The sequence below is a fragment of the Burkholderia alba genome (assembly GCF_034721475.1).
GTDB classification, from domain to species: domain Bacteria; phylum Pseudomonadota; class Gammaproteobacteria; order Burkholderiales; family Burkholderiaceae; genus Burkholderia; species Burkholderia alba.
In genome coordinates this window covers 1-2,230 of sequence record NZ_JAWJWL010000121.1, presented here as the reverse complement: position 1 = coordinate 2,230, position 2,230 = coordinate 1, and the positions used below count along the sequence as shown (strand labels likewise).

The 2,230-nt window shown below is 66.3% G+C and carries 1 protein-coding gene and 1 pseudogene; both read left to right on the top strand.

All coding sequences use genetic code 11. From position 1 onward, the window contains the following. Positions 1-8: 8 nt before the first annotated feature. A pseudogene (locus RZR99_RS32675) lies at positions 9-1,604 on the top strand (type VI secretion system Vgr family protein); the annotation flags it as partial. Positions 1,605-1,790: 186 nt separating this feature from the next. Continuing rightward, the coding region (locus tag RZR99_RS33530; protein WP_407655549.1) for a DUF2345 domain-containing protein at positions 1,791-2,230 on the top strand (440 nt) is incomplete at its 3' end.

Below are 2,230 nucleotides of genomic sequence, written 5' to 3'. Positions count from 1 at the left end.
TGTCGCTGATGGACAAGCGGACCAACTCCCGCGTGTTCCGCACGAAATCCGTCGTCGATATTCTGAATGTGATGCTCAGCGAATGGCGTCAGCGTAGCCCGGCGCTCGCGCAGGCGTTCGAATTCGATCTGTCGGGTCTCAATGCGACTCGCTATCCGGCCCGAGAACTGACCCGGCAGGTCAACGAATCGGATGCGCGTTTCGTTCGCCGTCTGCTGCGGCGCGAAGGCGTGACGGTCTTTGCCAAGGCGGGTCCGGCGAAAGGGGCGAGCGGCGCGGCCAACGAGCCGCCGGTCCACACCCTGGTGTTCTGCGACGATCCGATGCAGTTGCCGCAGTCGTCGGCGGGCACGGTACGTCTGCACCCGCGCGATGCGGGCACGGAAGAGCGCGATACGATCACGCTGTTCGCGTTGCACCAGCGTCTGATCCCGGGGAAGACGGGCCGTCCGTCGTGGGATTACAAGAACGCCCGGATGGATGAATCGGAAGCCGTCGCGAGTATCGATCAGGGCGAGGCGGGCAACGACCTGGCGAAGCTGCTGACGGACACCGCGATCGACATTCCGCACGTCGGCGATTCGTGGAGCGATCACGACCGGCTGACCCATGCGCGCATGCTCGCCCATCAATTCGACGCCGAGCGCTATGACGCCGTGAGCGGCGTGCGGGATCTGTCGGTCGGCAGCTGGTTCACGCTGACCGGCAATCCGGAATGGGACATGCAGCCCGCGGAAAAGCGGCAGTTCGTGATCACGTCGCTCGATCACGATATCTGGAACAACTTGCCCAAAGGGCTGACCGGCCGGGTGTACGCGCTGTTCGCGGCGAGTCGCAACCTGAGTCACCCCGCGTCCGCATTACCCGCCGCGCTGTCTTCCGAATCGGATACCCGTTACGAAAACACGTTCACCTGCGTGCGGCGCGGCGTGCCGCTGACCCCTGCCTACGATCCGCAAGTCGATCTGCCGCCGGTCCATCTGCTGACGGGCGTGATTGTGGGCCAGGAAGGGGAAGAGGTGTTCTGCGACGAGCAGGGCCGGGTGCGGGTGCGGATACAGGGGCTGGATCCGGCCGATCACGCCCATGCGCAGGGCGCGGGCACCAACGACAACGGGGGCGACAGTGCGCCGGTGCGCGTCACGTCCAGCCTGGCGGGGCCGAACTTCGGCGGGTCGTTCTTGCCGCGCGTGGGGATGGAAGTGCTGTTGGGCTGTATTGCGGGGGACCCGGATCGTCTGGTGATCATCGGGGTTCTGTCGAATGGGGTGAATCGGCCCGCGACGTTCAGCCATACGGGGAGCTTGCCCGGCAACCGGTACCTGTCCGGGATCAAGACGAAGGAAATCAAGGGTCAGAGATATAACCAGCTCCGGCTCGACGACACGCCGCAGCAGATCAGCGCGCAACTGGCGAGCGAACACGGGTTCTCCCAACTCAATCTGGGCTACCTGACCCAGCCGCGCAGCGACGGCCACGGCGCCGATCGCGGAGAAGGGGCGGAGCTGCGCACGGACGCGGCGGCGGCATTGCGGGCCGCGCAGGGGATCTTGCTGACGACCTATGCCCGGACGCAAGCGAGCGGCGGCCAGTTGGACCGCGATGAACTGGTGCAGCTGCTGGGCGAGTGCGGGGAGCTGTTCAAGGCGCTCGGCGACTATGCGGGACAGCATGGGGGGCAGCCGGCCGATGCAACGGGCCAAAGCGGGGTGGCCGCCGTATTCAAGGGGTGGTCGCCGGGTAGCGGGACGGCATCGAGCCCGCCGAGCACGAGCGGCTCGCAAGCGTTGATGGCGTTCGGTGCGCAGGCGGGGTCGGTGAACGTGACGCCGAAGACGCACGTGACCTATGCGGGCGAGAACATCGATCAGGTGGCGCAGCAGCATCTGCAATTGATGAGCGGGCAGCGATTCAATGCGACGGCTGGGCAAGGCATGCAGTTGTTCGCGCGGGGAACGGGGGTGCAGGCGGTGGCGGGGGAGGGGCCGGTGTTGTTGCAGGCGCAGGCGGACACGCTGACGGCGAACGCGCAGAAGGGCATCAAGATCGCGACGAACGAAAGCGAGGTGCTGGTGACGGCGCCGACGATCCGGCTGGTTGCGGAGGACGGCAGTTACGTCAAGATCGGCGGAGGGGTGACGCTCGGGACGAACGGGGATATCAAGCTGCTGTCGGCGTCGCACCAGTGGGGCGGGCCGTCGACGGAGCAGGCGACGAAGACGGCGTTCGG